21 protein-coding genes and 1 pseudogene are annotated in these 24,493 nt (G+C 57.4%); 4 read left to right on the top strand and 18 right to left on the bottom strand.

The features are described 5' to 3' along the window. Positions 1-198: 198 nt before the first annotated feature. Positions 199-1,863: a glycosyltransferase gene (locus ACIU1A_RS06310; protein WP_404926886.1), complete on the bottom strand. Its 1,665-nt coding sequence runs from the start codon at positions 1,861-1,863 to the stop codon at positions 199-201. Continuing rightward, positions 1,863-4,151 (bottom strand): hypothetical protein, encoded by a 2,289-nt coding sequence (locus tag ACIU1A_RS06305; protein ID WP_404926885.1) that lies wholly within the window; start codon positions 4,149-4,151, stop codon positions 1,863-1,865. Before ACIU1A_RS06305 ends, ACIU1A_RS06310 begins: the two co-directional genes overlap by 1 nt. A 263-nt stretch (positions 4,152-4,414) precedes the next feature. Here ACIU1A_RS06305 and ACIU1A_RS06300 point away from each other — a divergent pair, with 263 nt between their 5' ends. Continuing rightward, a complete protein-coding gene (locus ACIU1A_RS06300; RefSeq protein WP_404926884.1) occupies positions 4,415-5,023 on the top strand; it encodes an acetyltransferase in 609 nt (202 codons plus the stop codon). 21 nt (positions 5,024-5,044) lie between these two features. On the opposite strand, the gene ACIU1A_RS06295 is transcribed toward ACIU1A_RS06300, so the two are convergent. Further along, positions 5,045-5,173 (bottom strand): hypothetical protein, encoded by a 129-nt coding sequence (locus tag ACIU1A_RS06295; RefSeq protein WP_404926883.1) that lies wholly within the window; start codon positions 5,171-5,173, stop codon positions 5,045-5,047. Between ACIU1A_RS06295 and ACIU1A_RS06290 the strand changes: the two are divergent. The 3 genes and pseudogenes from ACIU1A_RS06290 to ACIU1A_RS06280 form a co-directional block, all read left to right on the top strand. Next, positions 5,144-5,521, top strand: a pseudogene (locus tag ACIU1A_RS06290) (glycosyltransferase); the annotation flags it as partial. The gene ACIU1A_RS06295 and the pseudogene ACIU1A_RS06290 overlap by 30 nt on opposite strands. A gap of 184 nt (positions 5,522-5,705) precedes the next feature. Next, positions 5,706-6,191: a glycosyltransferase family 4 protein gene (locus ACIU1A_RS06285; protein ID WP_404926882.1), complete on the top strand. Its 486-nt coding sequence runs from the start codon at positions 5,706-5,708 to the stop codon at positions 6,189-6,191. Positions 6,192-6,251: 60 nt separating this feature from the next. Then, a complete protein-coding gene (locus ACIU1A_RS06280; RefSeq protein WP_404926881.1) occupies positions 6,252-7,370 on the top strand; it encodes a glycosyltransferase in 1,119 nt (372 codons plus the stop codon). A gap of 75 nt (positions 7,371-7,445) precedes the next feature. On the opposite strand, the gene rfbD is transcribed toward ACIU1A_RS06280, so the two are convergent. From rfbD to ACIU1A_RS06205, 15 genes are all read right to left on the bottom strand, one after another. Further along, on the bottom strand, positions 7,446-8,330 hold the full coding sequence (gene rfbD / locus ACIU1A_RS06275) for a dTDP-4-dehydrorhamnose reductase (protein ID WP_404926880.1): 885 nt from the start codon (positions 8,328-8,330) through the stop codon (positions 7,446-7,448). Beyond that, positions 8,327-9,397 carry a dTDP-glucose 4,6-dehydratase gene (gene rfbB, locus ACIU1A_RS06270; protein ID WP_404926879.1) on the bottom strand — a complete coding sequence of 357 codons (1,071 nt, stop codon included), beginning with the start codon at positions 9,395-9,397 and terminating at the stop codon, positions 8,327-8,329. Before rfbB ends, rfbD begins: the two co-directional genes overlap by 4 nt. A gap of 31 nt (positions 9,398-9,428) precedes the next feature. Then, positions 9,429-9,983 (bottom strand): dTDP-4-dehydrorhamnose 3,5-epimerase, encoded by a 555-nt coding sequence (gene rfbC / locus ACIU1A_RS06265; RefSeq protein ID WP_404926878.1) that lies wholly within the window; start codon positions 9,981-9,983, stop codon positions 9,429-9,431. After that, entirely contained in the window at positions 9,984-10,865 is an 882-nt protein-coding gene (rfbA, locus tag ACIU1A_RS06260) for a glucose-1-phosphate thymidylyltransferase RfbA (protein ID WP_140514965.1), read from the bottom strand. A gap of 19 nt (positions 10,866-10,884) precedes the next feature. Next, positions 10,885-12,339, bottom strand: coding sequence for an O-antigen ligase family protein (locus ACIU1A_RS06255; RefSeq protein ID WP_404926877.1), 1,455 nt, complete (start codon positions 12,337-12,339; stop codon positions 10,885-10,887). Continuing rightward, complete coding sequence (locus ACIU1A_RS06250) at positions 12,336-13,595, bottom strand: hypothetical protein (RefSeq protein ID WP_404926876.1); 1,260 nt, start codon at positions 13,593-13,595, stop codon at positions 12,336-12,338. Before ACIU1A_RS06250 ends, ACIU1A_RS06255 begins: the two co-directional genes overlap by 4 nt. After that, the gene (locus ACIU1A_RS06245; protein WP_404926875.1) at positions 13,483-15,861 is read right to left on the bottom strand and encodes a GumC family protein; all 2,379 of its coding nucleotides are present in this window, start codon (positions 15,859-15,861) and stop codon (positions 13,483-13,485) included. The genes ACIU1A_RS06250 and ACIU1A_RS06245 overlap by 113 nt, the downstream gene beginning before the upstream one ends. A gap of 47 nt (positions 15,862-15,908) precedes the next feature. Next, positions 15,909-16,811 carry a polysaccharide biosynthesis/export family protein gene (locus ACIU1A_RS06240; protein WP_404926874.1) on the bottom strand — a complete coding sequence of 301 codons (903 nt, stop codon included), beginning with the start codon at positions 16,809-16,811 and terminating at the stop codon, positions 15,909-15,911. Positions 16,812-16,832: 21 nt separating this feature from the next. Beyond that, positions 16,833-17,201, bottom strand: a complete 369-nt coding sequence (locus ACIU1A_RS06235) for a hypothetical protein (protein WP_140629328.1) — start codon at positions 17,199-17,201, stop codon at positions 16,833-16,835. Between the two features lie 235 nt (positions 17,202-17,436). Continuing rightward, positions 17,437-17,922, bottom strand: coding sequence for a hypothetical protein (locus tag ACIU1A_RS06230; RefSeq protein ID WP_140663032.1), 486 nt, complete (start codon positions 17,920-17,922; stop codon positions 17,437-17,439). Positions 17,923-18,261: 339 nt separating this feature from the next. Beyond that, the gene (locus ACIU1A_RS06225) at positions 18,262-19,431 is read right to left on the bottom strand and encodes a glycosyltransferase family 4 protein (protein ID WP_140514864.1); all 1,170 of its coding nucleotides are present in this window, start codon (positions 19,429-19,431) and stop codon (positions 18,262-18,264) included. Between the two features lie 29 nt (positions 19,432-19,460). Further along, the gene (locus ACIU1A_RS06220) at positions 19,461-21,926 is read right to left on the bottom strand and encodes a glycosyltransferase (protein ID WP_404926873.1); all 2,466 of its coding nucleotides are present in this window, start codon (positions 21,924-21,926) and stop codon (positions 19,461-19,463) included. Continuing rightward, positions 21,919-22,878, bottom strand: coding sequence for a hypothetical protein (locus ACIU1A_RS06215; RefSeq protein ID WP_404926872.1), 960 nt, complete (start codon positions 22,876-22,878; stop codon positions 21,919-21,921). Before ACIU1A_RS06215 ends, ACIU1A_RS06220 begins: the two co-directional genes overlap by 8 nt. A gap of 8 nt (positions 22,879-22,886) precedes the next feature. Then, positions 22,887-23,162, bottom strand: a complete 276-nt coding sequence (locus ACIU1A_RS06210; RefSeq protein ID WP_404926871.1) for a hypothetical protein — start codon at positions 23,160-23,162, stop codon at positions 22,887-22,889. Positions 23,163-23,205: 43 nt separating this feature from the next. Then, positions 23,206-24,465, bottom strand: coding sequence for a glycosyltransferase (locus ACIU1A_RS06205; RefSeq protein WP_404927860.1), 1,260 nt, complete (start codon positions 24,463-24,465; stop codon positions 23,206-23,208). Positions 24,466-24,493 lie beyond the last annotated feature (28 nt).

The following is a 24,493-nucleotide window of genomic DNA, read 5'->3' as shown; positions in this document are numbered from 1 at the left end:
CTTCGTTAAATATCTAGAGAAGAGCGTCAGTGGGCGGAGTATGTCAGGCGCATTTGTAAACCGCACCACAGTTGGAAAAATTCGAAATCTATTCCTACTCGGGAATGAAGCTTTTAAGTTGAAGGTCACTAGCTAAATGCCTAAACGGATTACCTAGGGTCAGCCTTCCGAAGGCGTTGGCATACGTAAGCGCAGATCTCACGGAAACTTGATTTCTGATCCATCTGCAGCAACTATCTTGCGGAACAGGCTCACGTGATCTCGCCCGACGTCAGCCCACGAACGATCGCGCATTTTATTGTAGAGAGGCATTTGAAGCTGTAGAAGCCGCTCCCTATTCTTCAAGCCCCAAGCGATTTTCGAAGCAATATCCTCCGGACTCAGTGGGTTAAAAAGCATCACGTCTGCAAGATCCGACTTAACGAACTCCGTCACCTGAGGAATTCGACTCATGATGCTTGGGGTTCCGACTGACATTCCCTCACTGAAGGTGAAAGGAAAACCGCCTTCATAAAGGGTAGGATTCACTACCAGGCTGGCTCTTGCGTACAATGCTGCAAGGACTTGATCGGGAACATCGTAGGCGAACAGGACATCATATTGCAGTCGATGTTCTTTGATGTACGCCTCCACATCGGGCGCATGTGAGACGTTTCCGGTCAAGACAAGTTTCGAGTAAATGAACCTCTTTCGGAGTGCGATTTCGTAACCTTTAATAAGATTTAGAACATTCTTGTTCGGCCTGAATTGCGACGCGTAAAATATAAAGCTAACGTCTTTTAGATCGATACTCGACAGGTATTCGTTGCCTTTCCAGGAAGTTAAACGGTATCCGTCTAGAAGATTTTTTGTAAACTGGTCGCGGGCATGACGATCGTCTAGAGTTCCCTTTATATTTACGTGTGATGATAAATTCATTGCGGCGTGAGGAATTACGGAAATTCTATCCAGAGGAACAGAAAACTGATTGGATAAATCTCTTTCGGCCGCCAAGGCGCTGTAAGCAGTGAAGTAACTCCCGCTCGCGATCGCTTCCTTCGCCCGTTTATAGATGTAAGGCGCATCTTTAATCGTCGACGCGAAAGCTGTTGGAAACTGCGAGATAAGCATGTCCGGAAAAGCCTGAACCCTCGACGCATGTATCGCGTTGAACTCGGGCCAGAAGACCGTCGGGCTATACCAAACGTCAACGTCCCTCATGGAATTTGCCATTCTAACGAGATAAAGCGATTCTCGCCGCGTAACCTCACGCAGCAAGATTTGGCTAAGCGGTGGTAGTTTTCGCTGCAATAAGGATCCAAACCCACGCTCGATAATCTGCCGGCCCTTGGATCGAAGAGTTGAGAGCCGCTGCCGTGCACGAAGGGTGAACGCCGACCTCGCGGCCGTGTAAGCTATAACGAGGCCAACTACCGCTAAGAGCGCGACAGGAGCAAGGATCGCCGCGATCGCGAAAAGGATAGCGGAGCTAGCAAGGAACCAAAGATCGTTGTCAGAAGACAACATCCAAACGAGACCCCGACCTGTCACCACTAGTAACTTAGCGACCAATCGAGAAAGAGCTGCCTTGAGCCTTGTTAGTCGACTGGTCTCCCTTGGTCTTTTTTTAACCCTTGCAAAGAGCTTCTCCCATAATCTAACGACAAGGGGAATCTTGGATTTGCCGATGATTTGCAGTCGATCGGTTGGAAAACCGCGAAAGAGATTACGAACATCGTCTTGCAGCCATGATGGGCAAAGTAGGACTACTTGTCCGCTGTCGCTCTCATTTATGCCGGCGACGATCGATCTCAGGAGTCGGCCCAGCCCTTGATTGGAGAGCTCGCTCCTGGGAGGGTATGCAATGAAGATGCCTATTTTCATCAAACGCCCAATATTCCTTTGATAGACCCGAAGAAATCGTAAGAGACGCTCCTCCAGCTAAACTGCTTCAAATGCTCAACGGAGGGAAGGATAGCTTGCTTTGATAACCACATCTTTTCCATATCTTTTAGGCTCTTTGCCAGAACTTTATGGTCTGATGAATCAAAGAATTCCGTGTTTAACGAGTACCGGTCGGAAATGTAACGCATAGGCGGATAGTCACTACTAAGAGTAGGTGTCCCGACGTAGGCCGCTTCAACCGCACACAAGGTCCCATTGTCCATTATGACGTTGTGTAGCAGAAATTTCGCACCTTTGATCTGTATCGCATATTCCAAGCTCGACACATCGCCAAGGATGTGGATACGGCTAGCAAGGTGCGGATTTTTGCGGATGAAAGCACGAGCTTCATTGACGTGATCCGGCAACCTATTGTCATCAACTTTCGAACTCGGGTCCATTTGGTCAGTCCCAACGCCCGTGACATGGCAATCCAGCTTGCCAGCATAACTGGTGTAGTATTGGTTGAGCGCCTTCAGAGTTTTCAGGTGATTTTTATGAGGTCCCAGATTCGTTGTCCAAATAAAGTATGGCCCCTTTTTGACTTTTTTCGACGCCTCTTCGAGTTGGTCTAATTCAGCTACGTGCGGGACAAGAATTGTTTGCGACCTCGGTTTTCCGACATAATGTACGATGTCTTCAATCGTGTGCGGAGTATTCGCCAAAACCGCGATCCCGTTTCTAGCGGTTTCGATGAAACCGCGCTCGTAGTCATTTCCCATCAAAGGGGCGTAATAGCGCTGAAGGTAATCATGCGCAAAGACACAATAGGGCCTGAGAGGTGCGACAGGATGGACATATCGATCTGACCCCAAGAGCCAAAAATCGCAGTCAAGAAAGTCGTAGGTTCCATCTTTGTGAAGGGTGAATCTGGCGCCTTGAGTTTTCGCCTCAAATCCTATACAGGCTTGGATCTCACTTAGGTCCGTTCCGTCAATCTCAACAGTCTTAAAAGGACGCGTTTCTATACCTTCGGCATATAAATCCCTCCAATCCGCCTCAGAATAAATTGGATTGTTGGGATAGCCGAAGACAACATCTACCGTTGAACCGTGCTCCATACTGCCACGCTTTAGCATCTTTGCAAGGAGCTTAACCATGTTGAGGGTGCCGCCACGGTATGCGGCCGGCAAAATGACGGCGACCTTTTTTCTTTTGTTACTGTTAGCTACCGCCTGAGCGCGGCAAAGTTCTATACTGGCTTCAATCCTGGGGAATTCCTTTCGCCAGCCAGCTTCGCAGAACTCTCTGGACATCGAGCGCAACAACACACCTTGGGCAGCTCTGATAGCGGTTATGAGCTTTTTATCGCCAGCTAGGATGGCCTTGATTTTCTTCTTAGCGTCCGCCTCTGTTTTACAGCGACCTGGCAGATTTGCGCCGCCAAGCAGATCAAGCATTCCGCCGGCCATAAATACCAAAGGCATGCCGAGCCGCACCGCTTCAAGCGGGTGGTAATGGAGATGTCGCATTTCTTGGCTGTGGTAAAACATTACACGGGTACGGCGCATCATTTGATCATAATCTTCGCGAGGTAGCATCCCGGTCACATTTGGGTCGGGAACGTCGATCGGCTGCGCGCCTCCGATGACATAAGGATACTCGCCAAACGTTCTCAGAAAATTTCGATAGATGTAATTGAAGTATGGAGATGAGCCAATGCGGGGACAGACGAACAGCACTTTAGCGTCTTCGCCGGTCCACTCGTCAGTAACACGCGCATCGTCGAGTCCGAGAGGAAGCGTGATTGCTTTCTCAAGGTACACTCCGCTCTCAATCGCTGCGAGATGATCATAAGCCTGCCCGAACCAAAAACGCGACTTATTCTTTTGCAACTCGTCAAGGAAAAAGTATTTAAGACTCGCGACTGTCACATCTGTATAGGTGACTCCATTTGCAAGCCCGAATGGTCTCATTACGCAGACGTTTTTAAATTGCCTTACAAGGCCTGCAAGCTGGGTAGGGAAGAAGCCAAAGAATGCGAGGTCAAAATGACGATTGGCGATTTCTGCCACCTCGGGCGAAAGCCCGGAATAGAAGTCGTGTCGGTTGAGAATCTCCAGGTCTTCCGACGGGATGGAAAGCCCAGCGTCTCGGCTGTAGTCGATCGATGCGCTTAGATTTCCTTCATCATAGGGGAAGACCTTTGGCAGGAATACCTCGTAGCCAAGAGATTCCAGGAGGGGGACCTCAAACTTCCTGAGGGTCCCATGGTTCATCAGCCACATTGCTCGCCTGGGGCGTGTTAACATTGGTTTCTCCGGGCGCGAATAAGCACGTCATGATGACGGGTGGAACTATGACGGATGATGGATCAAATCAAGGCTCTGCGTTAGGCGCTATTTTTTGGGTGCAAGCGAGCCGTTGACGGCGGCCAGCCGAATGAAATTGGCCCGGCCGATTCAATCAGCTATGCCGCGTGGTGATGGATAAGATAGACATACCAGCATTCTTGATGCCATAGCCGTGTGGGGGTATGAGGAACTTCACAATGAGCAAGGGGCTTCTCATTCTAGGGTTTGGTGGCCACGCACGCAGCGTTGGAGATATAGCACTATCGACAGGATTCGATAATTTGACTTTTGTCGACGAGGAGGCAAGGGATGGCGAGGAATTCGCCGATTTCCCTGCCGTCCGTGTTCTCCCCAGCAGTGCTGCCGGCCAGTGGCTGATTTTCCCCGGTTCAGGGGACAATGCCCGAAGACGCGCTCAATGTGAATCTGCCCTTCTTCCTCTTGCGACGCTCGTCGCACCGACTGCCTCTGTCGGGAGGCAATGTGAGATCGGGCAAGGCTCACTGGTCGCTCATCAGGCCCATATGGGACCGCTTACAAAGGTTGGCCGGGGCGTCATCATCAATAGCGGCGCAGTCGTTGACCACGAATGCGTGATCGGCGATTTTTCGCATATATCCGTCAATGCGACCGTTGCAGGCCGTTGCCGAATAGGCACACAGGTTCTGGTCGGCGCAGGTGCGACGGTGATTGATCGGCTCAGCATATGTGACAATGTCATCATCGGCGCTGGCGCAACGGTCGTCCGAGACATTGAAGTGCCCGGCGTGTATACAGGCACGCCGGCCCGTCGAGCCCACGGCTAGACAGCGCCAGCCGCTTTCCTTTCAGGCTCGAACAGAAAAACGGCCCGATTCATGAAAATCGGCATTGATGCCCGCAACCTTGTCCACAATCTCACAGGCATCGGCCGCTATGTGCTGGAGATGTGCCGTGGGTTGGCGGAAGCCGGTCACGAAATCTTTCTGTATCTCCCGGAGCGACCGGTGTCAGATCTGTCTCGTCTATCGGGCGGAACGTTTCGGATATCTGGTCATGCAGGCAATTTCAGGCGCATGGTTTGGGGTCAAACCATCTTACCCAAACAGGCAGCCCGCGACAAAATCGACATCTTTTGGGGCCCTGCCCACAGATTGCCCTTTAGCTTGGATCCGGATATTCCCCGCGTTGTGACCATTCACGATCTCGTATGGCACCATGCGGCATCGACAATGCGTTTGCAGGGCTGGCTCGGCGATCGCTTCCTCATGCGACCTGCAATATTTTCATCGGATAAGATCGTCGCAGTCTCGCGCTCTACGGCCGATGCCATTCGAATGCTGTATCCACAGGTCTCCAGGAAACTGCACGTGGTGTACCCTGGACTGACGCGCCTGGAGGATGGCGGGACCAGCAGCGTGCTTGCGGACAAAGGCATCGACCGCGAATACGCCCTCTTTGTCGGCACACTTGAACCCCGCAAAAACTTGCCAAGTCTCCTGGAAGCATATGCGCTGCTTCCGGAGCCGGTCAGGAAAAAATCTGCTGCTCGTCATAGCGGGGGGGCAGGGGTGGCGTCTTGGCGACCTGCGCGAGCGCATGGTGCGTCACGAAATCGAATCGGATGTGCGACTTACGGGATATGTCACGGACAGCGATCTTGCTGTCCTCTATCGCCGAGCGAAGTTTCTTGTCATGCCGTCGCTATACGAAGGTTTTGGTTTTCCAATTATCGAAGCAAATGGGGTTGGGGTGCCTGTCGTAACTTCAAACATGTCTTCCATGCCCGAGGTGGCTGGCGGAGCTGCCCTTCTTGTTGACCCGACCAACGTCCAGGATATCTCCGCCGCGATGGGCCGGATGGCGCTCGACAATGCATTGCGCTCGCGACTGGCTGAGAAAGCGCCCCTGAACGCGCTCCGGTTCGACTGGAGAAAAAGCGCCTTGGACCTGGCCGCAGTGTTCGAATTGGCCATAACCGCAAGAAGGCGCTGACGTGGAAGGTATGCTTCAGATTTTTGAACTGGCCATCGAGCGAAGACGGAAGACCAACATTTGAAAGTGCTGCATTTCTTCAAGACGTACTGGCCCGATACCTTTGGCGGGGTGGAGCGGACGATACATGCCATCGCTCAAAGCACCGCCAGCCGCGGCATTGAAACCGAAGTGCTCTCGTTGAGCCGTGCTCCGAACGAGAACACGCAGCATCTCGACGGGCACATGGCCCGAAAAGCCAAGCTGGATTTCGAACTGGCGTCGACCGGGTTTTCGTTCGAGGTCTTTCGGAACTTCGGAGCGCTCGCCAGGAAAGCCGACCTCATACATTACCATTTCCCATGGCCACTCATGGACATGGTGCATTTTCAATCCCGTCATGGCAAACCGACCGTCGTCACCTACCATTCCGACATCGTCAAACAGAGGCTTTTGCTGCCTCTTTATCGGCCGCTGATGCTGCGCTTCCTCAGGGATGTGGACGCTATCGTCGCGACATCTCCGGACTATTTGAAATCGAGCCCCGTTCTCAGAGCCTTGGAGGGCAAATCGGCGATCATCCCAATCGGCATCAATGAAACCGATTATCCCACGCCGACCGAAGCCGACAACAGATGGTGCCAAGCGGCGGTGACGGAGCCTTTCGTGCTCTTCGTCGGCGTCTTGCGCTACTACAAGGGGCTGGACGTGCTGATTCAGGCGGCCGACAAAGTCAGGTGCAAGATCGTTATTGCCGGATCAGGGCCTATCGAAGAGCGCCTGAAGCTTCAGGCCAAGACGTTGCGTCGCAACAATGTGATTTTCCTCGGCGAGGTGGCCGAGCGGCACAAGATGGCGCTCCTCCACAACTGCCTGGGGTTCGTTTTTCCGTCAAACCAAAGGTCGGAAGCCTACGGGCTTTCTCTCGTCGAGGCTGCGATGTGCGGTAAGCCGATGATCTCTTGCGAGATCGGAACGGGAACAAGTTATGTGAACAAGGCCGGCGAGACTGGGCTGGTCGTACCGCCTTCCGATCCAGGACGCCTTGCCGAAGCCATCAACCAGGTCGTCGATTCGCCGGTCGAGGCAGCGAACTGGGGGCGAGCTGCTCGCGATCGCTACGTTCGCCTCTTTACAGCTGACAGGATGGGAAAAGCATACGCCGAGCTCTATCACCAACTCGATAACCGCCGACGCTGAAATACGGCTTCGCGCTGTGGCAGCCGGTGAATCCCCGCGGGTTGATGGTTGTTGATGCAGTCAAAGCCCGTCAGGTCACCTGCTCAGGAGACGACGGACCACCTCTCGCGCCGACTTCTGCAGTACCGGCGCACTCCATCCAAACACGGAGGCGAACTTCGCGCTCGACAGCCGTGAATTGGCGGGGCGGCGCGCCTTGGTCGGATAGTTCGTCGCAGCAATATTGCGCACCCGCGCGGAGGGGCCACCGAGCCCACCGCTTATGTCCAGGATATGGCGGGCGAAGCCGCTCCAGTTGGTCTCGCCCGTGCCGGCCAGATGATAGATGCCCCACGCGGCGAAATCCTCGTTGCGGTGCAGCTGTGCTGCCGCATGCAGGATCGCGTCAGCGATATCAAGCGCGGAAGTGGGATTTCCCCATTGGTCGGCCACAACCGGTATCTCGTCGCGGTCGCTGGCCAGCCTCAGCATGGTTTTGGCGAAATTCTTGCCGAACGGGCTGTAGACCCACGCCGTGCGCAAGATCAGGTGGCGCGGATTGGCTGATGCCACCGCCTGTTCGCCGGCAAGCTTGGAGGCGCCGTAGACGCCAATCGGCGCGGTCGCGTCGGTTTCCAGATAGGGACCGTCCTTGGTGCCGTCGAAGACATAGTCGGTCGACAGATGGATGACCGGCACGCCGAGCCGAGCCGCCGCCAGCGCCACCTCGCCGGCGCCGGCGGCGTTCACCGCAAAGGCGAGCTCGGGTTCGTCCTCGGCCTGGTCCACCGCCGTGTAGGCGGCGGCCGACACGACGATATCGGGCATGGCGGCCGCTATGGCGTCGATCACGGTCCCGGGCCGCGCGAGGTCGAGTTGCGGCCGGCCGATGGCGATGACCTCGACATCTTCGCGCCCGCGCCCAGCCTCCAGAAGGCTTGCCGCGATCTGGCCCTCGCGTCCGGTGACAGCGAGCCTCACACGGCCGCCTTGCGGGCTTCGCCCAGTCTTTCGCCGGCATAGCGCTGTTCGCGGATCGGTCCCCACCACCATTTGTTGTCCAGGTACCAGTCGACCGTCCTTGCCAGGCCGCTGTCGAAATTCTCCTTCGGCGCCCAGCCGAGCTCGCGGCCGATCTTGCAGGCGTCGATGGCGTAGCGGCGATCGTGGCCGGGGCGGTCGGTGACGAAAGAGATCAGGTTACGATGGCTTTTGCCGCCGGCCCGGGGGCGCCTGGCGTCGAGCAGATCGCAGATCGTCTCGACGACACCCAGATTGGTGCGTTCCGAATTGCCGCCGACATTGTAGCTCTCGCCCGGCTGCCCCTTGGTGGCGATCAGTTCCAGCGCGCGCGCATGGTCCTCGACGAACAGCCAGTCACGCACATTGCCGCCGGCGCCGTAGACCGGCAGCGGCTTCTCGTCGAGCGCGTTGAGGATGACCAGCGGGATCAGCTTTTCGGGAAAATGGTAGGGCCCGTAATTGTTCGAACAATTGGACAGCACCACCGGCAGGCCATAGGTCTCGTGCCAGGCGCGCACCAGATGGTCGGAGGCCGCCTTGGAGGCGGAATAGGGCGAAGACGGCGCGTAAGGCGTCTCTTCCACGAACATGCCACCATCGAAGGGCAGGTCGCCGAACACCTCGTCGGTCGAGACGTGATGGAAGCGGAAACGGCCCTTCCTGTCGTCGGAAAGGCCGCGCCAGTACTCCAGCGCTGCGTTGAGGATCCGGTAGGTGCCGACGATGTTGGTCTCGATGAAGGCGCCCGGCCCATCGATCGAGCGGTCGACATGGCTCTCGGCGGCGAGGTTCATGACGATGTCGATATCGCCGCGGCGCAATATGTCGAGCACCGCCCTCTCGTCGCAGATGTCGGCGTGGGCGAAGCTGTAATTTCGTGCATTTTCGATCGGCCGCAGCGAGGCCAGGTTGCCCGCATAGGTCAGCTTGTCGAGATTGGTCACCCGGTAGGCCGGGTTGGCGCACAGATGCCGGCACACCGCCGAACCGATGAAGCCGGCCCCGCCCGTCACCAGAAAGTTCATGCCGCTATCCCCGTGCATCTGGCAATGTTCATCAGGCAAACACCTCGGCGGCGGCGAGCAGCGGCGCCTTGAGGTCCTTGTCAGAAAGCTGGAAGCCGCCAGCCGGCGGCGGCCATTCGATACTGATGGCCGGATCGTCGAAACGGATCGAGCGGTCGTGTTCGGGCGAATAGGTGTCGGTCACCTTGTACAGCACCTCGGTATGGGGCACGAGCGTCATGAAGCCGTGGGCGAAGCCCTTGGGCACCAGGATCTGGTTGCCCTTCTCGGCCGAGACCTCGAGGGCAACCCATTTTCCGAATGTCGGCGAGGAGCGGCGGATATCGACCGCGACATCCAGGACGCTGCCTCTGACAACGCGCAGCAGCTTGTCCTGGGCACGTGGCGGCAACTGATAGTGCAATCCCCTGACGACACCGGCCGCGGCGGAATAGGAGTGATTGTCCTGGACGAAGGCGAGTTCGAGGCCGGCCTCGGCGAAGCGTGCGGCGTTCCAGGTTTCGGTGAAGTAGCCGCGGGCATCGCCGTGCCGCTTCGGAATGATTTCGAGCAGACCTTCGATGCCAAGGGGTCTCACCTCCAGCATCTAGTCCTCCGACAACTCGACCACGCGACGGCGCAGATAAGCGGCATATTCATTTTTTCCCAAGCGGGTTGCCCGCTGCAACACTTCATCGGCCCTCAGCCAGCCCTGTTCGAAGGCGATTTCCTCCGGACAGGCGACCTTGATGCCCTGGCGACGTTCGATTGTACGCACGAACGAAGAAGCATCGTCCAGGCTGTCGTGAGTGCCGGTATCGAGCCAGGCATAGCCGCGCCCCAACCGATGCACCTGCAACTGGCCACGCTCGAGATAGGCATTGTTGACCGCCGTGATTTCGAGCTCGCCTCGAGCCGAGGGCCGAATCCTTGAGGCGATATCGACAACCTGGTTGTCGTAGAAATAAAGGCCGGTGACGGCCCAGTTGGATTTCGGCTTCTGTGGTTTTTCCTCAATCGTGAGCGCGGTTCCAGTGGTCTTGTCGAAGGACACCACGCCATAGCGCTCCGGATCCTCGACATGGTAGGCGAACACCGAAGCGCCGCTTTCGCGCGATGCCGCGGTGCGGCAAAGCTTGGACAATCCGTCGCCAAAATAGATGTTGTCGCCCAGTATCATCGAAACGCTGTCCGCGCCGATGAAATCGCGGCCGATAATGAACGCTTCCGCAAGCCCGTTGGGCTGCGGCTGCTCGGCGTAGGACAACTCAAGCCCGAATTCCGATCCATCGCCCAACAGCTCGCGGAAAACCGGCAGGTCCCGCGGCGTGGATATGACCAGAATCTCTCGAATCCCCGCAAGCATCAAAACGCTCAGCGGGTAATAGATCATCGGTTTGTCGTATACCGGGAGGATTTGCTTGGAGACCGCCAACGTTAGCGGATAAAGGCGCGTTCCACTGCCTCCAGCAAGGATAATTCCTTTCAAGAAACTCTCCTTGACATGCCTAAGTCCCCTCCCCTGACACAAGCCGCCCGTGCTTAGGTTTCATGCCGTGGCTTGTCAATCTGGTGCCCGACGAAGGGGCCGAGTGAGTGTCACCGGCCCCTGCCAACCGCCCTTGCCTTGCCGGGCCCGAGGTCCTGGCCGGGACAAGCAGATTGTCTTCATCGTGATGGCCTATCTCGCCCATCTCGCGCCTTTGGTTCAGCCGCTCGGCAAAACCCTTGTGAAAGACGATCGCATTCAAATAGGCAAACGTCATCGCGAGTGCTGCGGTTCGCAGGGGATAGTCGACAAGAGAGTGAACGAGCAAAAACGACACCGACAGAAATGCAGCCTTCTGTAACGGCTCCCGGCGAATCCGGACCGACGAGGCGAAAAGCAATATGGCATACACAATCATTAACAAAACGACCGGTATGCCGCCCTCAAGTGCCAATTCGAGGTAGTCATTGTGGGCATGATTTACATAAGTTCTGAAAATCATTCCGGCTTTTTCGTATATCTGATAGACCTTCGGAAAGCTGCCGAAACCAACGCCAGTCACCCAGTTCTCTTTCATTCCTTCGATCGTGGTGCGAGCAAACTCTGCCCTGCCGAAAGCCGGATCGACCACTTTCGCATCGATCTTCGCCCATGCGCCGATCGTGTAGACGGAAAGCCCGATGAAAACCGCAAGAATGCCATATCCGCCCGCCCTTGAGCGAGCGGACAGGAAGACAACTGATATCGCGGTGATCACCAGTCCGATCAGAATGCCGGCGCGCGAGCCGGCTGCCAGAAGAAGCAGCAAGAGCACCGTCAGCCCAAGCGATCCGGACAGAAAATGTCCACGGAACAAGCCGTAATAGACCACGAATGGGATGGAGACGAAGAGCAAGGCCGAAAAGTGATTTTGATTGGCAAACAGGCCCGCATTGATCGTAAACGGCAGCAATCCTTCTATGGCGACTGTGTCGGAGAGCGAATACTGGATCGCCGCGGCCAGGCCATTGCAGATGACGCCCATGAAAAAGAAAGGAACAAGGCCGTAGACCTCCTCGGTGCGCAGGCGGGTGACGCCGAGGAAAAATGCCGCGGCGGCGGCGAAATACAACATGCACTCGATCGTGCGCCCGACGCCGACGCTGACGAAGCGCGATTGCGTTTCACCATCCAGCCAGGGTCTGGCAAGCAGCACCTCGGGCCGCAAGCCGTCCAGCAAGGCCCCGGGCAGCGGAACGATCTGGAAGCAGAACACGGCTAGGCCGAGAGCAATCAGCCACAAGATCGCCCGGGGAATTGTTTGTCCGCTGGGCCGCGACAGGATGGCCGCGGCCGAGAGAATCGCCGCGATCTCGATCAGCGTTTCGGTGTAGAGGCCGCTCGCGGTGCCGCCGCCAATCAGCAGGGACAGGAAAAGAACCGACCCAAGCAGGTATTTGTCCCACTGCCCGGGCTGCCGTGACCGTGCTCTCACGACGACACCCTCTCGATGCTCAATCTGTGCATGACCAGCGTGCCGACGTATCGAAACCGCCAGCTCTCGGCAATTGCGGCTGTTTCCAGCCTCAGCAACTGTATCGGACACGCAGCCGGTCCGACGGTGAAATCCAGGCTCAGGCTTCGCCGGTTGAATGTGCCTTCCGGTATGTTGAAGCGCGCTATCTCGCTTGACGGGTCCGCGCATCTGACGGACCAGAACAGCTGCTTTGGCAGTTTGAGATTTGTTGCGGACACGGTCATGGACATCCGGTAAGAACCGGGGGGCAATTCGACATATTGCTGAAGCGCAGCGTTCTTGACCGGCGTGTTTAGAAATCGAACCGTCGCCCCGCTGTCGCTTTCACTTTCACCCGCGCCCTGCGATCCAGCAAAGGTGATCTCCAGCCCAGATCGGTCGTGTATCACCCAGTCGAACGGCTTGCCGCTGAAGAGCGGCTCGAAGCCGCCATTGAAGATATAGCCGCCCAGCTTCCGCTCCCGATCGGACAGGCTGAAAAGAAACAGCCGATAGGCCGGGCCATAGTCCTTCTGCTTGATGTAACCGGTGATAACGGCGGACAATTCGCTGGATTTCGGCGGCGCATCCGTGCGTCCGAGATCGAGCAGCAGCTGGTTTGCAGGTCCCAGGCTTTGCGGATTCTGGCCAAGGGCGAGAAAAAGCTTACCACGCCACGGCGCCTCTGCCTCCAGGGCTGCCAGCACGGCCTGATAGCCGTCGGAATTGGAAAGGATGGCAGGCCAGCCTGGGGCGATGGCCGAAAACTGGTCTGGCCACCGGCGCAGCAAGGTGTCGATCTCGCCCACGGCTCTCGCCAGATCGCCTGCCGCGATCGAGCGATCGATGGACCTCTGCAGCGCATGGATTTCAGTCTTGGACAGTTTTCGCGCCTGGTCGAAAAGTTCGAAAGCCTGGGCCTGTTCGCCTTGCCGATATCTGATCTCACCGATCAGGCTGTAGAGACGGGCGTCCGCGACATTGAAGCGAAGCGCATTCTTGGCCTTGGCGGCCAAGGCGCCGAGATCGACGCTCGTTTCGTTCAGCTCGCCGGCAATTTCGTCTATCAAGGCATCTGCGTTCAGCGGGTCCAGTGCCAGAGACACGCTCGGCGTTCCCTCCTCAAGGAGCCGACTTAGCCCGATCGACGAAGCCATCAACACCAGAACGGAGGCGACGAACCAAACGCTTGAACGCAGGAGATTTTGCATGAGAGGGCTGGCCTGCTCCGTCATCGACTTTGCCCTCAATCTTCGGCGTGCCCGCGCCATGTTCGTAATATTGGTAGTTCATGTATTTATAGGCGTAGTTGTAGTCGAACTTGTTCACCGCGAATTTCGACATTGCCGCCCCGATCACGTTCGCTCCGGCTGCGCGCAGGCGTTTCAGCGCCGTCTTGGCCGCCTTGCGCGTCACCTGGTTCGTGGAAATGACCACCAGCGTGCCCTCGGCAAGCCGGCTGAGAATGGGCGCATCGGACAGGCCGACGATCGGCGGAGCGTCGATGATGACGAGATCGAAGCGCTTGCCGAGATTGGTGACGATCAGCGCCATCTTCGGCGATGAAAGCAGATCCGCGGGGTTGGGCGGGATCGTTCCGGACGTCAGCACGGTCACGTTGGGATATTTGGTCGTCCTGAATATGCCCGCCACATCTTCCTTGCGCACGGTATTCGTCAGGAGATTGCTCAACCCGATCGCGTTGTCGAGACCGAACAGCCGATGAAGATTCGGTTTGCGCAGATCGCCGTCGATAAGCAAGACCTTCGCACCGAGGGCGGCGAAATCCTGGCCGAGCTTGAACGAGGTCGTCGACTTGCCTTCGGAAGGCTCGGAGCTGGTCACCAGCAGCGAACGCGGCGCGCCCTCCGCGCCGGAGAATTGCAGCGATGTTCGCAGCGAACGATAAGCTTCCGATAGCCCGGACTTCTGGTCGGCGATGCTGGCCGTCAGTTCGCGGTCATCGACGAGCGGCAGGATGCCGAGCATGGCCAGCCCCAGCTCCCTTTCGACCTGCTCGGGGTTGGTGAAGGTGTTGTTCAGCAACTCGATGATGTAGATGATCGATGCAGTGAGAGCCATGAACAGCGCTAGCGCGATCGCCAGATTGATGATCAGGCGCGGAGAATAGGGACTTGCGGGCAGGGTCGCGAAATCGACGATGGCTGCGCTTTGCGTCTTGAGCTCGGAGCTGACGCCTACTTCATTCAGCTTGGTGATGAGACTGTCATATTGCGACCGGTTGGAATCGACCTCGCGCTTGAGGATGGTGTATTTTATATTCTTGTCATTGAAGACGACCTGCTGCTTTTCCATCTCGGCGAGCTTGGATTTGAGGTCGGCTTCCTTATTCTGCGCTTCCTGGTACTTCAGGCGCAGCGAATCGGTTATCGCCAGGACGCCGTTATTATAGAGCCGCGTCAGCTCCTTGATCTGCGACTGGAGTTGCTGCATCTCCGGAAAGCCAGGCTTCAGAATGCTCAGTTTCTGCTGATATTGGCTCTTGAGGTCCGCGAGTTTTTCGCTGAGTTTTTGTAAGCCATCACTCTCCAGAACCGGCGACAGGCTGGAGCCTCGCCCCTTGTCTATCTGGTCCACGACGCGACCGGCATCAAGACGATCCTGGATAGCGGTCGCGAGCGCTGTGTTCAGCGCCTCGATGTTCGATCCGATCAGCGATTTGTCGTCGCCGGTGACGGTGATGCCGGCATCCTTCGCATAGGTGACCAGCTCCTCCTCGGACTTCTGCAGCTTCTGCTTGACCTGCAGGACCTGTTCCTGGATGAACTGTCTCGCCAGATCGGACGTCTCGCTGGTCTGGTCGAGACGTTGATCGATAAAACTCTGCGCGACCTGGTTGGCGACGTCGCTTGCGTATCTGGGCTTCTGGTCGATGAAGGTGATCGACAGCAAGCTGGTGTTGGTCACAAGGTTGACCGTCAGATCCTTCAGAACGCGCTTGATCGCCATTGCCTCTCGCTCTTCGGGGGTCTTTTCCTGGATCGAAGGCGATTTGGAAATTCCGAATGCACGGTAGAGGATGTTGCTGAGCGAGAAGCTCGGGGTTGGGAATAGGAAATCCGGTTTTTCGGAGAGCCCCAACTGAAACACGACGCGCTGGGCCAGCGCCCGGCTCTTCAGTTTCTCGCGAGCGGTCAGAAACGCGCGTAAGTCGCTGTTTTCGGAAACCACTTCGATGTCCTGAAAAACCTTTGCCGAAGGGACCAGGACTTCCAGCTGTGTCGTTGCCTGATATTTCGGCGTCTGCATCATTGTCACTATGATACCGGCAACTAGGCCAGCCACCGCCATCATGACAATCAGCCAGCGATATTGCACGACATAGAAAAGCAGCTTGAGCGGATTGAATCTCTCGTCGTGAGCGGCATAGTCTCGACCGTAAGGACTATAATTCTGCGCCCCGTCATAATAGAGGTCCGCGGACAAAGCCTGGCCATGTCGAGGACCGGCGATTTGGGACTGCCTGTTGCGATCGAGCATGCGCGAGGTGATCCTGGTTGTCCGTACCCTGGCCGGCCAGGCCTCCCTTACGGAATGACCGCAATTCGGGCCGCGCTCGACGCGAGGCCCAGGGCATCCTTCAAATTGTTCATTGCGATTTTCGACTTCGAAGCGAAAACCACGACCACGTCGCCGCCATAGATACGCGGGTTGCGATTCTTGCCGGCGCGGATTTCCTCGACATTGTAGTTTGCGACCAGCTTGTTTTGACCGACATTGCGGTAGACGAAGACCTTGCCGGCATCGCCGATGGCGTTGAAGCCTCCGGCAAGGGCGATCGCATCCAGCAAGGAGGCGCTGCTGGACACCGGATAGATGCCGGCCCTGTTGACCTCGCCGTCGACCGTGATGCGCTGGCCTATCGATTCCTTGACGAAAATCGTCACATCCGGCGATTGCAGATATTTTGCGCCATAGGCGGTCTCGATATCCTTTTCAAGCTGGCGGACCGTCTTGCCAGCCGCTGTCATCGTCCCGATAAGCGGAAGGGAAATCTGGCCGCTGGCGTCCACCTGAACCGTCCTGTTCAAGTTGTCGACCTGGAATACGCTGACTTCGAGTACATCGTTGGCAGACAGCGGCTGCTCGCTGCCGTTTTGTGTGTTCTGCGGTGCCGGCAGATCCTTCACCATCTGTAGCGCGCCGCCCCCGGCAAGCGCCGTTGAGGACGATGTCGGCTGCATCGCATCGACAGAGCTCGTGGACGATGATGAACTGCTCGCGCAAGCAGAGAGGGCGAGCAATACAAGCAATGCCGGCATCTCCACGCCACTTCCCCCGAGATCGAGAATGCCCATCACAGAGCCCCACTTTTGAACAGCTTGGGCGGCCCATCGAAATGGCCCGCACAGCTGGCTCCCGGCTTCTTCGCTCGTTTTTCCGATGGCGTGAGCAACTGGTTCTGCACTATCGCGCCCGAGCTTGCGCAAACCGGCGAGACCAGACCTTGCCTAGCGGCTGACTGCGTCGTCGTCATCCTGTAGTCCAATAGCCAGTGCGGCGCCGCCACCAACCGCGCCGGCGCCCAACAGCACCGGCAAAATGCCAGGTCCGGAATTGGCAGGTCCGGTAGCAGCTTCCTGCGCATCAAGCGAGACGCACATACCGCCTTGCACCGGATTGATGCTGACGGTCGCGTTGGCCGGAACATCAAGCGCGCAATTGGCGCCGATGGCCAAAGAAGCCGATGCTTGCGGCCCGGTCATGATGCGCGCGCCTGGATAAATCGGCGCTCCCGCGCCCACCCCGGCGTAACCGCCGGCCTGCGACATCTGCACATCACCCCGGACTTGGGTGAACTGGCCGACAATGCCAGACACGGGCGCAGCGGCCAGGCACGAACATGTCTGTGCCGACTGGGCAACAGCATCGGACGCTGTAAACCAGGCACCTCCCCCGGCGAGCGTGATAAAAGCGAAGACAACCCCAACCCGATGACGCCCGGTCATTTCTACCCCCTTCGAACCAACGACCCGCCCCCGGAACGGATCGCTTACGCACCCCTTCGATCAACAACACTCAAAGAACTCACCAGCACTCACGGTGGTCCGCCCCTCAGCGACTGACCGCTTTGTCGTCATCCTGCGTCGCCGCCAACACACCGCTGGTGACAAGCGCACCGGCGAAAATCCCTTCGGGCAGGCCAAACCCACTTGTGCCACCGGACGGCTGGATGGCCGCCGTCCGTTCTGAACCCACGAGTTTCAGACAGATGTTGCCGCCCACGCGTGAAACATCCAGACTGGAATTCGCCGGTACATTCATGTTGCAGCCGCCAACAAGTACGGATGCCGAACCCTTGGTACCGACTACCACCCGACTGCCAAGGCCGAGAGTGCTCCCCGCCTTTGCAGGACCATAGCCGACCGACTGCGAGACCATCACGTCGCCATCGGCGGAACGAATGGATCCAATCGCACTCGCCGGGCCGCGATAGGCGGCAGCGCAGCTGCAGGATACGTCCTGGGCGAAAGATGAAACCGAAGTGAAACCGCTCGCGGCAACCAACGCGCTCACTGTGGTTCTAATGATGACATTCATCCGTTTCGCCTTTCCTTCAAATCATCCCGGATATGCCAGATCAAAAGGTGGTGACATCAGCGTCTAACATTTTTTTTGCCACAATTCCAACCCGTGTCGCACGATGCGGAGAAGTTTGACCTGAACAACGCGCCATTTTAGCAATTACGTATAAATAATCCCGAGCTGTCGGCGATGGATGTCTGGCCCTCCAAAGAGAAATTACGATTCCCTTTTCATCCTGATTACACCGAGCCCAACTTGATCAAAGCCGAGCCCCCTCGAAAGCCGAGTCCCGTCTGCAATGCAGCAAGACAAGCTTAGCGCCTGCTTGAATGCCTGATCTCCTCGGCTCGAACTTCAACCGCGTTCAACTACACGCCGGCCCGGTTCATCGCCTGGCGAGGCATTGAGCTTCCCTATCTGCGTCATGTAGCACTCTATGACGATCCGTTCCGAAAACTGCCGCTCCACTTTGCTTCGGCTCTCCATGCCCATCCTGTTCCTGGATGCGGCGTCCATCGTTGCGAATTCGAGCATCTTGCTTGCCAGGTCGCCTGCGTCTTTCACCTTGCACAGCAGGCCGTTGACGCCGTGGTCCACCACCTCCCTGCAGCCGGGCACATCTGACGCGATCAGCGGCTTGCCCATCGCGGCTGCTTCCAGCAGCGAGCGCGGCGTTCCTTCCCTGTAGGAGGGCAAGACGACGCAATCGGCCGCGTCCAGGAAGGGACGGACGTCGTCGGTGGTTCCGAGATACTCGACCAGGCCTTCGCCTGCCCATCGCTCGACCTGCGCACGGCTGACCGCTGTGCGGTTCTCGACATCGAGGAATCCAAGAAGCTGGAAGCGCGCGCCAGGCATGTTGCGGCGCATCTGACGAGCTGCCTCGACGAACTCGCCCACGCCCTTGTCCCAGAGAAGCCTGGCCACCAGCAGAAAGACGATCGCGCCGGACGATTGGCTTTGGCGGGGCGCCGGAGAGAAGCGAATAAGGTCGACCCCGGAGCCCGGCAGCAGCGCGGTCAGTTCCTTGCGGACTAGGCGCTCGCTGACGAACAGCATCCTGTCGTCGTCATTCTGAAAGAAGACTATTTTCGAACGGGCCAGCGCCAGCCGGTACAGGACCTTGGCAATTTTCTGGAGAAGGCCGCCACGGACGAAAACCGTGCCGAGCCCTGAAACATTGTTTATGACCGGGATGCCATTGAGGTTTGCCGCCAGCGATCCGAACACGTTGGGCTTGATGGTGAAGCCGACAAACGCCAGCGGCCTCTCGCGGCGCAGCAGGCGCCAGTAGCGCCACAGAAGCACCATGTCGCGAAACGGCGAGGTGCCGGAATTATCCATCTCGATTTCGACATACCGGCAGCCCATCGGCGGGATCAGGCGCGAATACTCGTCCCTGGGCGCCGCAACCACCACTTCATAGCCCCGCCCTTGCAGCGCCTCGATGAGGCCTTTGCGGAAATTGACGACATTCCAGGACGTGTTGATGGAGATGATTATCTTTCTTCCGATCCCAAGCATCGTCCCCGCCTCCCCCAATGCCGTTTCGCTCACCGTCTTGTATGCAGTCGTGCCCTGCCCGGCCCAAAGGTCTCGAACAGCCGCAAGATCTCGTCGTCACTGGCGAGCGATGAGATGCGGGCGAAGCAGGCGTCCCTTGCAGGCCCCAGATCCTGTGGCCGAGCGATCAGCCTCGCGACCACGCGTGCGATGTCTTGCGGATCGTCGGGGTTGAAATCGAAAGCTGCCCCCTCGGGCATGTAGTACCTCGTGCCGCTGTCTCGCGACATCAGCACGGCACATCCCGCCCAGGCCGCCTCGATGGGAGACACCGCCGCGGGTTCAGCCCGCGAGGGCAGTATCAAGAGATCATGACCGGAAAAGACCGAGATCATGTCGTCATGCGCAATGTTGTTTTGAAACCGAAGCCTGTCCGCCACGCCAAGCGCCTGAGCCTCGCGCCGCAAGGCCTGACAGAAAGCCGTGTCGGCGTTCGTTGCCTCCTCGCCGCAGAATGTCAGGGAGAAGGGCATGGATGAAATCGCGGACAACGCCCTCAGAAGCAAACTGTGCCCCTTGCGCTCCCGGTATTTTGCCACCATCAGGATTCGAGGCGGCCACTGCAATGGCCTGCTTTCCAGGCCTTCAGTCCGGGCCGGCTCGAAAGGGCTCCCGAATGGCAGGGACATGGCATCGCCGAGCTTGGCCGGGCCAAGATTTGGCGAAAGCCGTGAGGTGAAATGCGGGATGCCTAGGCCATGAAAGACGGCTCTTCGAACCCATGTGCCACTCCATGCGCTGGGCTTGGCGTCCTCCTGGTCGTAGATGACCAGCCTGCGCCCTTGCAGAATTGAACAGAGTGCCGCGACCCTGCAAAACCATCGCGTCACTCCGCGGATGATCACCACGTCGGGGTCTTCGGCCTGCAAACGCTTCCAGTAGGAAAAGACGCCGGGAAAGGAAAAAGGCGAATTCGGAATGTTGCTCGAGCGCCGACGCATGATCATCCGGGACAGCGCGGATGGAGCCATCACGTTGGGAGAAACAAGAGCGTGATTCTCCGTGACGCTCGTTTCGACTACGTCGACCGCAACATGGTGCCCCGCCGAAGTGAGAATGCGAACCCAAGGTACCGCATTGGTGTGGTATCTTGGCAGGCAAAACAAGTATCTCAAAACATCAGCCTTCAGATATCTTCCGCCAGGCGGATCCGCCTTTTCAACAATAAGTGCGAAACCACCATCATCGCCGCATAGACCGCCGCCGATACGAGCAAGCCGGCCCAGGCGATGCCTGAAATTCCGATCCATCCGGACAAAGCCAGGCAAAGCGGAACATAGATGGCGATCGCCAGCGCCGTGATTTTCAAAAGCGGCTTCGTCCCGGCCAGGACCTGAATCAGGGGATTGAGATGCATTCCAGCGAGGCCGAAGCATTCGGCCGCGAACAAAATGGCAAAGAGCAGCGAAGCTTCCGCGTAGGCCGAACCGCCAGCCAGAAGGACGATGGGGTTTTGCAGCAGCACCCCCAACCGCCGTGCCGGCGGCGGCGCATGCCGAAACCACGGTGATGTGGGCGTTCAAGCGGTATAGACGAGAAGAAGGCTCTTGCTTCGACAGTTTCGCGATTTCGGGAAAGATCACCTGGTTCAAGGGACCGGTCAGCCGGGAAACCATCGTCGCCAGGCGCGATCCGAGCGAATAAGAGCCCGCGGCGACCTCTCCCAGCAGGCCCGCGACAAGGAACAATGCGAGATGCCGCCTGGCACTTATCATTGTCGAGAGCAGACTGGTCCCCGTGGCCATGGCAAGAAATGCCCAGAAGAAACGGCGTTTGGACCGGGAACGGAGCGGGTTGAACAATTCGATATCTTCCCGCCCGGCATAGAGAAGCAGGCGTACGAACAGCGTCAGGTTGTAGAATGCGCCGACCGCTGCCAGCACGATTACATAATCCGGCAATGAGGCATCGAGGATCCAAAGGACGAGAGAGGCAACCACCACGGCAACCCCTTGCATGAGTTGATTGCCGGCAATGACGTGGTACCGGCCGTTCAGCCGAAGCACACCTTTCGGCGTACCCGAAAGACTCGCCAACAAGGTGAGGCTGTAGATAATCGCCAGAAGGCGATTATCCCGCGACACGCCAACAGCTTCTCCAAACAGCAAGATCCCGCCTATCGCCAGGACCGTGGCGAGAAGGGCGGCTGAAACATCGAGGGCAATTCCGCAAGATGCCGCCGGTCCCAGACGCAAAGGCGACCTCGCGCACAGCCTGATCACTAGCTGCCAGCTCTCGAACGTGCATAGGCCGGAAACGAACGCCACATAGGCCTGAATTACGGCGAGTGTGCCAAAATTCCCCGGACCAAGCGACCGTGCGTTGAGCGCCAGTGCAAGGATGGAGCACAACGCGGCCACTCCGCTTGCGGACGTCGTAAACGTAACGTCGCGGGCAACCCGCCGCGCGCGCATCCATCCGGAAGGCTTGGCGACCGCCGTCACGTCCTCAGCCATTGTCTCGGCGCAAGGCCCGCGCCCCCTGCGGCATCACCTCGGCGGAGGCCGGTGGAAAACACTTCCGGTGCACATAAACCAAGCCAAAAATGAAAAGCGCAACGAGAACGGCTCGCTTGGCGGAGATGAAGGCGCCAAGCAGCTCCTTGCGCTGGATGTAGAATGTGAGATGGACGATGGCCACGATCAGCCCGGCCTTGAGCGTCGCGCTGCGCACATTGCGGATTATCGCCTCGACGGCAACACACACGAGCGACAGAATGACAACGAGCAGCGGAAATCCGGCATACCCGAAATTGGCAAAGAACTCCGCCCAGATGTTTGCAGCGACGCCACCACTGTAACCCGGAAATAGGAACGGCTGAACCTGCTCGTTGTAGGTGCATCCGTCCTTGCCAAAGACCGTATCCGAGAACGGAAACAGAGAAAGAGGCACCAGCCAAAGATTCGAGCACGGCAAGGTGTAGTCATATTTCACGACCAGATCCAGGTGAGCCAATGTCACGAACTGCTCCAGCCCCACGAGAGCGGAATCGGACAATTGGTCGAATTGTATTTTCTGACCTACAAGTTCAAAATTTCCTGCTTTTATTGCTGCATATACTGCCTTGTACACTGCAAGAAAAAAGAATGCGCCAATTCCTCCAATTATGTATCTTTTCCTGATCAAAAGCAGGGAAATGTTCCTGTACCTTATGTACAAACAAGCTAAAATCGCGATGGCAACCGAAGAGCGATGCCCGATATAGAGCGTAAGCATCAGTCCCAGGCAGCTCAAGATGATGACCAGCCTGGATTTCTTCCACCCCGACAGGGCTCCGAACACCATGCCGATGATGCAGCTGTTGTAAAATACATACTGGATCCGCCCGGTAGATGACAAAACATCGGCCTTTGAGGCCGAAAAAAGTGCCGGATTTGCTATCGAAATCCCACCGAACACCACCAGCATCACAATTATTACGATCGACTCCCCCGAACGTCGCCTTCGACTTCGAAATCTTGACGCCTTGGCATGAAGACCAGCATCGCGGCAGCAATGCAAGAAAGAGAAAGCGCAATGGCATATCCAGTGCCCGCGTGATATATGAAATCATACTTCCTTCTGCCGACATCAACATACTGAAATCCCCCGGTGACGAATGGCACAAAGTAGACCAAGCTCGACAAAAGCAACAACATTTGCGGCGTGAGCGCAAATGGCGAAACAAAATAATCTCGTTTGAGGTGCTTCACTTTCGTTCCATCGCTATCTGAATATTCGAATTGTTCTCACCCCTTAGCGGCTCAGGGACGATTTCTCCCACAGCAAGCCATACGAGTGCGCCATCCGCTCAAGCGAGAAATCCGCAGCGATGCGGTCGCGACATGCTTGCCGCCTGCTCGCCCAAGACCGGGTATCCTGGATTTCCGAAGCCATGATCTCGATGGAACGCGATAACGCGTCAGGGTTCCGCGGCGGAACGATCAATCCCGTGTTGCCGACAAGCATCGCGATGTCCCCGACGTCCGTTCCCACGCATGGCGTGCCGCATGCCATCGCCTCGGCAACCACGTTCGGAAAGGCTTCGCTGCTGGAGGCCAGCACATGAATGTCGAATGCATTCATCAAACCGGCAATGTCGTCGCTCGGCCCGAGAAGCTTCACCTTGTGGCGAACATCATAGCGCTCCAACAGCACGGCAAGCGCAGTGTTTTCAGCCGTCATACCCGGGCCGGCAAGAACACATTTGAAGGGAAGGCTCTTGTGCATCGACAGCCTGGACAGGGCAGCGAAGAGATTCTGGTGGTCCTTGTCGGGATGCCAGCGAGCGACGTTTCCGATAACGAACTGGCCATCACCTATCGACCAATCCCGACGGAGCCGCGCGCGCCCCCGGTCGTCCGGCTCGAACACGGCCAGATCGTAGCCATTCGGTATGATCGTCCAGTTCGAGCTCGAATATCCTGCATGGATGTGGCGCTGCGACGCGTTTTGCGAGCAACTGACAATCCGAGCCGGGATGATACCGGATATGAGAGCGCATATCCTGTCCACTGTCCTGGTCGTAAAGGAGGCCGCCCGCGGATCCAGTCCGCAATTGTGCATCCCCCAAAGAACCGGGCTGATGCCGCCAAGCCGCGCCAGGACGCCTCCGACGAGGTTGGCGTGATACATCCAGCACTGAACCACGTCCGGCCGATAGGTCGAGAACACGCGCCTGAGCGAGGCGAGCCCCTTGAGACTCAACCTTCCCTTTGGCATCGCCAGGCAGGCGAGCGGTATTTTGGCCGCGCGAAGCAACGGGCCATATTTTCCGTCACCCGAAAGCGAGACGACAAAATGGGAATGGCTGCGCTCGGCCGTGCACAGGCGGTATAGCGCTGCCTCGGCGCCGCCGTTCTCAAGTCCGGTGATGACGTGCAGGATCTTAATACGACCGCTCCTTCCCCACGGCGTTCGTGGGATCGACACCCATCGCGAGCAGGTAGGCGTCGGCCACCTTTTCGACACTGAAATCCCGCGCCCGACGCCTGACGTCCGGAGGATCAGCTTCATCAAGGGCGGCCATCACTTCTGCCGCAAA

The sequence above is a fragment of the Mesorhizobium maamorense genome (assembly GCF_044998965.1).
Classification (GTDB): domain Bacteria; phylum Pseudomonadota; class Alphaproteobacteria; order Rhizobiales; family Rhizobiaceae; genus Mesorhizobium.
Note: the sequence above shows the minus strand (reverse complement) of the source record. Positions and strands in the feature narration are given on the sequence as shown.